Source organism: Armatimonas sp. (assembly GCF_031410135.1).
Taxonomy (GTDB): Bacteria; Armatimonadota; Armatimonadia; order Armatimonadales; family Armatimonadaceae; genus Armatimonas.
The window spans coordinates 1-7,820 of the sequence record NZ_JANNYP010000224.1; the positions used below are offsets into that span (position 1 = coordinate 1).

14 protein-coding genes are annotated in these 7,820 nt (G+C 58.1%); 7 read left to right on the forward strand and 7 right to left on the reverse strand.

The genetic code is table 11. The annotated features are described in order from the left end of the window. Positions 1 to 330 precede the first annotated feature (330 nt). The 7 genes from RMO15_RS07960 to RMO15_RS07990 all read left to right on the forward strand — a co-directional run bounded on the left by RMO15_RS07960 (position 331) and on the right by RMO15_RS07990 (position 3,744). On the forward strand, positions 331 to 834 hold the full coding sequence (locus RMO15_RS07960) for a hypothetical protein (RefSeq protein ID WP_309710241.1): 504 nt from the start codon (positions 331 to 333) through the stop codon (positions 832 to 834). Positions 835 to 932: 98 nt separating this feature from the next. Beyond that, entirely contained in the window at positions 933 to 1,127 is a 195-nt protein-coding gene (locus RMO15_RS07965; protein ID WP_309710243.1) for a hypothetical protein, read from the forward strand. Positions 1,128 to 1,165: 38 nt separating this feature from the next. After that, the gene (locus tag RMO15_RS07970) at positions 1,166 to 1,912 is read left to right on the forward strand and encodes an SDR family oxidoreductase (protein WP_309710244.1); all 747 of its coding nucleotides are present in this window, start codon (positions 1,166 to 1,168) and stop codon (positions 1,910 to 1,912) included. A 9-nt stretch (positions 1,913 to 1,921) separates the two neighbouring features. Continuing rightward, positions 1,922 to 2,614 (forward strand): hypothetical protein, encoded by a 693-nt coding sequence (locus RMO15_RS07975; RefSeq protein ID WP_309710247.1) that lies wholly within the window; start codon positions 1,922 to 1,924, stop codon positions 2,612 to 2,614. Between the two features lie 3 nt (positions 2,615 to 2,617). Further along, positions 2,618 to 3,013: a hypothetical protein gene (locus tag RMO15_RS07980; protein ID WP_309710249.1), complete on the forward strand. Its 396-nt coding sequence runs from the start codon at positions 2,618 to 2,620 to the stop codon at positions 3,011 to 3,013. A gap of 6 nt (positions 3,014 to 3,019) precedes the next feature. Continuing rightward, positions 3,020 to 3,388 (forward strand): hypothetical protein, encoded by a 369-nt coding sequence (locus tag RMO15_RS07985; RefSeq protein WP_309710252.1) that lies wholly within the window; start codon positions 3,020 to 3,022, stop codon positions 3,386 to 3,388. 188 nt (positions 3,389 to 3,576) lie between these two features. After that, positions 3,577 to 3,744: a hypothetical protein gene (locus tag RMO15_RS07990; protein ID WP_309710254.1), complete on the forward strand. Its 168-nt coding sequence runs from the start codon at positions 3,577 to 3,579 to the stop codon at positions 3,742 to 3,744. A gap of 101 nt (positions 3,745 to 3,845) precedes the next feature. On the opposite strand, the gene RMO15_RS07995 is transcribed toward RMO15_RS07990, so the two are convergent. The 7 genes from RMO15_RS07995 to RMO15_RS08025 form a co-directional block, all read right to left on the reverse strand. Beyond that, entirely contained in the window at positions 3,846 to 4,328 is a 483-nt protein-coding gene (locus tag RMO15_RS07995) for a hypothetical protein (protein ID WP_309710256.1), read from the reverse strand. 61 nt (positions 4,329 to 4,389) lie between these two features. Continuing rightward, positions 4,390 to 4,794, reverse strand: a complete 405-nt coding sequence (locus RMO15_RS08000; RefSeq protein ID WP_309710258.1) for a thiol-disulfide oxidoreductase DCC family protein — start codon at positions 4,792 to 4,794, stop codon at positions 4,390 to 4,392. Between the two features lie 27 nt (positions 4,795 to 4,821). Beyond that, on the reverse strand, positions 4,822 to 5,229 hold the full coding sequence (locus RMO15_RS08005; protein ID WP_309710260.1) for a hypothetical protein: 408 nt from the start codon (positions 5,227 to 5,229) through the stop codon (positions 4,822 to 4,824). 6 nt (positions 5,230 to 5,235) lie between these two features. Further along, positions 5,236 to 5,760, reverse strand: a complete 525-nt coding sequence (locus RMO15_RS08010) for a hypothetical protein (RefSeq protein ID WP_309710262.1) — start codon at positions 5,758 to 5,760, stop codon at positions 5,236 to 5,238. Positions 5,761 to 5,774: 14 nt separating this feature from the next. Beyond that, entirely contained in the window at positions 5,775 to 6,221 is a 447-nt protein-coding gene (locus RMO15_RS08015; protein WP_309710263.1) for a hypothetical protein, read from the reverse strand. 15 nt (positions 6,222 to 6,236) lie between these two features. Further along, a complete protein-coding gene (locus RMO15_RS08020) occupies positions 6,237 to 7,046 on the reverse strand; it encodes a phytanoyl-CoA dioxygenase family protein (RefSeq protein WP_309710266.1) in 810 nt (269 codons plus the stop codon). Between the two features lie 12 nt (positions 7,047 to 7,058). Then, positions 7,059 to 7,820, reverse strand: a 762-nt coding sequence (locus RMO15_RS08025) for an adenylate/guanylate cyclase domain-containing protein (RefSeq protein ID WP_309710268.1), incomplete at its 5' end; no start/stop codon positions are given.

Consider the following 7,820-nt stretch of genomic DNA (forward strand, 5'->3'; position numbering starts at 1 on the left):
ACTGGACCAGTTTTCGGGGGGCAGCGCACTCCAGCCATAAGTGCAATCTTCCACCAAGACGAAAAAAGATTAAGTTTCATGATGCCTGTTCGTTAGTTTTAGGAGATTAGGTCGGTTGACCTTAACAGATTAAGGTCAACCTCAGAGCAACCTCCCGCAAGAACAGTGCCAGTGTTTAAGAGTTATAGTTTGATGCCCACTATGAGTCAACTTGCAAACAAGCAATTCCCGCGTGCCCGCCCTCTTTCTGCCCTTAACATTGCCTTCTTGGCGGAGCTGTTGACTGGTCAGGCAGCTCGGAGGTAAAATTGCCTCAGGAGGTTTCTTGTCATGGTTCGTCCTACTTTATTCGTCGGGCTTCTCTGCCTCATTGCCGTGGGTTGTGGAGGGGGAGGTGGTGCCACAGAGGGTCTCTCACCGGGAACAACCCGTGACGTACGCTATCTCTTTGACTCGCAAGGGCAGTGGATCGCTCTTCAGGCGGGAAATCTCATCTATGACACTCAGGCCAGAGCCATCGGCTGGGTTGCTCCACAGAGCCATGAGACCTTTCGGCGTGACGGCAGCTATCTGGGCTCGGTGACACCAGACAACCGACTGGTGCGGCTACAGCTACATCCCTGGAACGCCCTCCCTGTCTGGACACGCAACTCTACCTTATTAGGTCGCCCAGAGTTTGTGAGTGCGAGCACCTCTTGGATTGCTCCTATACTGCCTCCCTTTCCCCCTCTGACATCGGAGCAGCTCGCAAACTTAAACATTCCGCCACGCACCTCCCCGACCACTCTTCCCGAAGGGGCGATGGATACAGGCCTGCCTCCCCGAGAAAAATAAGGCAACGACGAGGGGAAGTCACGGATTTTTTGCGTTCTTCCGCGACTTTTTAAGCATCTGCGTGTCCCATTACGATAGAGAGGGAGACGGAGATCATCATGAAACGCACACAAGCACACAAATCCACCAAGCAAGTCGAGGCACTCAAGCGCCTGCCCTCGGCACTCTTTACCGCTGCCCTCTATCGGAGCGGCTCAGGGACGCACGCCGACCAAGAGGGCCGCTACAGCAAGCGCGAGCGTGCCCGCCACCGCGCCGACGAGCGCCGCGCAAAACTTAGCGCAGGAGAGTAGCTCCCCTCCGCCGAACTCTTTAGCGGAGGGTGGAGTTTATGCTTCTTTCAGGAAAAGTCGTGCTCGTCACTGGCGGCGGGCGTGGGATCGGGGCGGCGATCTGTCGGGTGCTGGCGCGCGAGGGGGCGCATGTAGCGGTGAACTACGGCAAAAGCGCGGAGAAGGCCGAGGCCGTGGCGGCTGAGATTGGTAACGGAGCCAAAGCCTACCAGGCCGATGTCATCGACGAGGCAAGCGTGGCTGCGATGATCGCTGCCATTGTCTCCGACTTTGGGCGCATTGACGGCGTCATCAACAACGCGATTGCGGGCGCACAGCCCGGCAAGCTGGGCGAGCACGGGTGGGCAGGCTACCAGAACATGCTGGACTACAACGTCAAAGCCGTCTACAACACACTCACGGCGGCGCGGCCTCACTTCCAAGCCCAAGGCGGCGGACGCGTGGTGAATATCGTCACCGAACTCTGGAACATGGCACCGGCGGGCTGGAGCATGTACACGGCGGGCAAAGGCGCGATGGTTGGGATGAGCCGCTCTCTCGCCACCGAGCTGGGGCCGGAGAACATCACGGTCAACATGGTGGCGCCCGGCTGGATGGCTGATGAGAAAGTGGATACCGAGAGCGAGGGCAGCAAGAACTTCGCCAAGTCCATCCCCCTGCGTGTCCACGGAAGTGCCGAGGAGATCGGCAACGGCTGCGTGTTCTTTTTATCGCACCTCGCCAACTATGTCACCGGCGTTTACTTGCCCGTTACCGGTGGGCGCATCACGCAGACAGGAATGTAGGAGAGAATTATGCCTTCTTTTGACGATGCGATGCAGCCCGCGTTGGCGCTTGGGCCGGGCGGCCTAATCGCGCTGGCGATGCTCCAGCGTGGCAATATTGTGGTGACACTCTCTCGCGACGGCGGCACGAGCTTTTCACCCCCTGTGGTCGCGATGGACTGCAACGGTCAGGCGCGCGGAGGCCGCCAGCGCGGGCCACGCATTGGCGTTGACAGCCGTGGCGTTATCACCGTCTCTGCGCCCGTTACGTTTGACGCCGACGAGCGCAAGAAGCGCTACCCCGCCCCGGAACTCTTTGCGGTGCAGTCAAAAGACGGCGGCAAGAGTTTCTCCGCGCCACTGCGCATCAACGCTATGGAGAAAAAAGCCCCCGAGGGCCTCCACGCACTCGCCGTCGGCTCAGACGGCGCGGTGCACCTCACGTGGCTAGACCGCTCCGAGCGCACCGGGCCGGGGCAGGATCTTTTCTACGCCCGCCTGGCGAGTGGCCGCGTCACCGATCGAATGACGCTGGCCCAGACCGTCTGTGAGTGCTGCGCTCCCGGGCTGGGTCTTGATGGCCGAGGCAATCCCACCGTCGCCTGGCGCGAGGGCGGCGATAAGGCGAGTCGGGAGATTTTTCTACGGCGCTCCGTAGATGCTGGCCGACACTTCTCCCCCGCCCAGCGTGTTAACACTGATCCTACCAAAGAAGCGGGCTGACCGATGTCTCTTCCGGCAGTTGCCGTGACACGCGACGCAAAGCGGGTACTCGTTGCATGGAAGCAAGTCAACAAAGATGCCCCGCATATCTCCTGGCGCGAGGCGACCGCCACTCCTCCCGACACCGACCTCCAGCTCCAACCCGGCGGAACACAAGACCACCCGCACCTTGCATTCGCGCCCAACGGCACCTGGGCGGCGGTCTGGGAAGAAACAAGAAGCGGCCAGCAGAGTGTCTGGTACCGCACATCTAATCCCAACGACAGAGGCAAGCAGCTCAGCGCTCCTAATACTGGCCAAGCCGCATTTCCCGTTCTGGTGATCGGTGCGCAACAGACCACGGTCGCCTACGAAACGAAGCAAGGCGAGCGCCTGAGCGTGGTCGTGCAGAAGCTCTAAACAACCATGCAGCGCCAACAATCACAGGCCATCTCTCCCGATGTTCAGGCCGTCGCCAAGGCGCTGCGTAAGAAAGAAGGAGGTGCCGACGAAGCCCTACGCCTCGTTGAGCACCTCCCCGATAAAGAAGCACTTGATCTCTTAGTTACGAGCGCAGCCTTTGGTCAAAAGCGCCTGGTACTCTTTACCTTGTTTTTCCTCGGACTACTCTTCCTCAGTGCTGTTGCCTGGATTGGCCTACTCTTTGGAACGCTCTCTCGAAGCAAACTGTCTTTTGAGAAGCAATTGACTCTGATTCTGTTCCTCTTTTGCCCACTACTGCTAGCTGCACTCTGTTTCAGCCACGCGAGGAAAAAAATCTGGAAACTGCTCTGAGCGAGTATGTCCCACAGGTTCAGCAAACCACCGCTGTAGAGCCGCTTTTGTGCTACCTCACTCGGCCTTTTCTACGCACGGATGCCAGGCGGAAGTGCTGGGAGGCGATCCGACCGTTGCTCTCACGCTTTTCTGATGAAGAGGCTCGCGCCCTTTCGCCTGAGTCCTGTGAATATCTTCATCGGCTTGTGGCTCACGGAAATAAGAATCTCCCTCCACTCTCTAGCACCGACAAAATAGCCATTCTACTTGTTCTGGCAGCACGACGCGAGGAAAGCACTCGGAAACTTATCGAAGCGCAGCGCGTCTACCCCGCCCTCCGGGAAGCCGCGCAGAGCATTCTGGAGGACTGGTAGTGTTCCAGAAGCAAACCACTTCTCCAGACGTTCAAGCCGTTAGCAAAGCACTCCGAAAAAAGAAGGTGCCGACAAAATTGGAACCGTCCCGCATCTCCAAGTTATCGTCTACTCCTCCACTGTTTAACCCCCATGAACAGTCCGGCTCCCACCACTGTCAGTACTCCGGCCTGGAGAGCCGGGTTGGGCACAACAAAAACAAGCGAATCTGACTCCACCACGAAGTACTCTACTCGCTGGTCGCGCATTCCCTGGGAGACAAAGCGCATTCGAAACTCGACCCGCTCTCCTGGCTTGATCTTGTCCATCAAACAGAGCGGAACGCATTTCCGATAGCTCTCTCCTGGCTTCAATGAGTGGGGCACCACAAAGTTCATCGAGCAGTTGATACCAGGAAGGCGAAGCTTTACGCTTGTTGTGAACCAGTTCTTATCCCAGCTACAGTTCCACTCTCCGAACGGGATCGTGGTTTTACCTGTGTTCGTCAAGGTACATTCCACCAACAGATCGTGGAGACTCTGCTCCATCGGGGAGGAGGGAGTGGCTCCGCGCGGGGCAAAGCGTGCCGTCAATTGGATATTCATGTCTGGTTAGTTCGCATATGCCCATCAAGGGTTCAAAGCTCCCCCGGTTGCTCCAATAGCATTACTCAAACGCGAGAAAGCGCTCGCGGAGGCCCTGGGGCGGCATCTCGCAGCTCTCTTTTTGGCCGAACCACTTGTAGCGATTCTTGGCGACGATTTTGTAGGCAGCGTCGCGCAGAGGGCGGGGCAGGATAATTCCCGCCCAGAGAAGCGAGACCGGCGCTTTCAGACGGCGGGCGATGCGGAGTGCGGCGGTGGATTGGTCGTAGACCTTGCCGTCCTCGATGAGCAAAATGGAGTTGAGGTAGGGAATACTTGCGCCTGCCTCGGCGAGGAGCTTTTGCGCCGTCTCGCTCTGGAGCGGGGCAAAGCGAAAGTAGCCCGCCGTGTCGTGGCGGAAGATAAAGCGCACACTTTTATCGCAGAGGTTGCAAACACCATCAAAAAGAACGATAGCCTGAGACATGGTCTCTCTATTCTATCGCTTACTGATTTAATCCACGAACAGCGTAAGGGGCTTGGACTTTAGCATGAGGGGCTTCTCTTTCTGTCCTTTGAGAGGGCTAGCCACAAACGTGACCTCATACGGGATTTTCTCGCCAGAGCGTGCCTTTGGAAAGCTCAGCGTGATCTGCGTATCGTAGGTCTGACCAGGCAAGAGCCGAATAGGGCGCACACTATTGCTTGCCCCCCTCTCGGGGAGCACTACCAGGCGTGGATCGCTAACTTTCCAGTTCCAGCCCTGCTCTCGGGTCCACTCACCAAAAGTGACAGTCATCTTGCCCTCGTTTGTGAAGCGACACATTAAAGACTCGGTGCGGCTTTTATCGTTACGCCAGATTGAGGCTGGCCCAGTGCCACCGTGGAGCTGCCGGATGAGAAGTGTGACTTTCGGTTCCATGCCGCTTTAGTTCCTTTTTTTCTCATGCAGGTTCAAGGCTCTTCTCACATTCATCACCCACCCCCAGAGCCAGAAGCCACCGAACAGCCCGACACCGTAGGAGATATTGTGGGTGACAAGATCCGCACTAAAGGCAGCGACACGGTCGTCGGGGAGGCTTTCGGGGAGAATATGGCGCGGGGCAGTGAAGCCAGTCATACGAGCAATCAGCAGACCGGTCATGGCGCAGGTGAAAGTAATCACAAGGAGCAAGAGCAAGGGGCGCAGTAGCTCGCGGGCCGTTCGCTTAGGCCACGGGCCGACACGGGCGCAGATCGCGAGTGGAATTCCCAGCATCACACCAACCCACCAGGTGGCGACGATGCCCCAGAAAAGCCCGAGCACGGTCGGAGTCCAGGGAATGTTTGTCGGGGAGAAGTGCCCAATGGTGAAGTACTCGATGCAGACCCGCGCCGTGATCTGGTCGTGGACGATGCCATAGGCGCAGGAGAGCCCGATAGTCAGGGCGATGATCTTGAAGGCTTCACGCATGGACTACTGTATCGCTAATCGAGCCGGGAATCGAAGCCTTTCACCTCGACGGGGCCATACTTGGTCTGGACGGTTCTCGTCAGACGGTCGTGGCGGGCGAGCTCCGCCTGAAGTGTTGCTTTGTCGTGCACTTGCTCGAAGCGCTTGTCTTCCTCCCGCTGGCGGCTCCAGGCACACAGCTCCCAGATTCCTGCACAGATCAGAAGTGGAATCAGCATGATCCCGAAGATGCCTTGGAGGAGAATTCCAAGGCAGATAAGCAGTATGCCCCCAGAAATCAGTGCAATTCGGCGCTGGCCAGTGGGAGTCTCCCAGAAGGAGGAAGTGGGCTCTGCTTCCATGGGTGGCTCAGGCGGCGGAGCGACTGCGACACGTACAATTAGCGACTTGCCACAGCTCAGGCAGGTAAAGTCGGTCTTGAGGTTCTGCGCTCCACAGCTCGGGCAGACAATGTGTTCCATAGGGGTTTTGACCCGCTAACCTGTGATCTGGTTGCGCTCGCAGTAGACGCCGCGAAAGAGGCTCTGGCGCAGGGGCGGCATGTCGGCGAGGAGCTCGGGGTGCGGCTGCCACTCGTGCCACTTGGCCCCGACGGTGTTGTAGCAGTTGAAGATCGCCACTCGGTCCCACTCAGAGTTCGTCCAGCGCGCCCCCGAGTGGCAGATGGCCTCAGTGAAGATCAGGCATGAGCCCGCCGGGCACTCATAGTCCTCCCAGTGCGGCGAGTGCCTATCGCCCCAGACCGACTGAGGCGCAGGGAACGCGGCTTTGTGGCTCCCCGTGAGAAAGACCGTTCCCCCCTCGCCCTTGCGCACCGGATTCAGCTCCCAGACCACGCGGGTCAGCGCGGAGCTAATCGCCCCCGGACGGCAGCCGTAGTGGTGGGAGTTCCCGTGGAAGTTGAACATCCCCCCGCCACCGTGCGGGCTGTAGTTGTCGTGGCCCTCGGCGCGGATCGTGAGAAACGTCCCCTCCAGCCGAAAGCCGTAGCCACTCTCGCTAGCCGTGTGCTCGTAGGCGACCAGCTCGTTCATAAAGCCCACCACTACCGGATGGTCAGTGAGCTTTTGCAGCGGCCCGCCCACCGAGGAGCGCTGCGCCAGTGGCACGTCGTTTTTGTCTTTGTGGAGCTTGTAGCAGAACTCCTTCAGCTCCGCGATCTCATCCACAGAGAGCACGCTGGGAATCAGCATCCAGCCGCGCAGATCAAAAAAGTAGCGCTGCTCCTCCGTGAGCGCAATCGTAGGCAGCCCATCGGCGTTCTTACTAGGCATCGTCGTTGACATGAAAAAATCCTCCTAAAATTTAGAGACATCCGTACGGGAATCAGAGAGACCAATTAACGTGTAGACGAGCATCTTTCCCTTACCTTTGATCAAAGTCTCCTGCGGCTCCTCAAACGTAAAGTCCGCACCCAGTAGCGCTTGCGTTACCTCGGTCACCTGGATCTGCCCCGCGGTGCCCTGAGATTCCATCCGGCTGGCGGTATTGACCGTATCGCCCCACAGATCGTAGGTGAACTTATTGATACCAATCACTCCCGCAACAACTGGCCCCGAGTTCAAGCCAATACGTAGTTGGAGGGATTCCCCATTCGCACGCGAAAAACCTGCAATGACACCGCGCATCTCCAGAGCCATCTTCGCCGCATCTTGCGCATGGTTTGCTCGGGGTTCGGGTGCGCCCGCGACAGCCATGTAGGCATCACCGATGGTCTTGATTTTTTCAAGCCCGTATTTCTGGGCAAGCGTGTCAAATGCAGAGAAAACCTCATTGAGCAACGCCACGATCTGCTCAGCAGAAAGCTGCGCCGCCAGAGGCGTAAAGTTGACAATGTCCGCAAAGAGCACCGTTGTGGCGGGAATGCGATCGGCAATCGTGGCGGGGCTCTCTTTGAGCCGGTGGACGATCACGGTGGGCAAGATATTGTGGAGAAGCGTATCAGACTTCGCTCGCTCTTGTTCCAGTAGGAAGTTGACAAGAAACGTCTCACGGGAAAGGCGCTCCTGCACCAGCGAGAGCATCGTCAACATCGTAAGCGGGACAAGCGACGCCTGTAG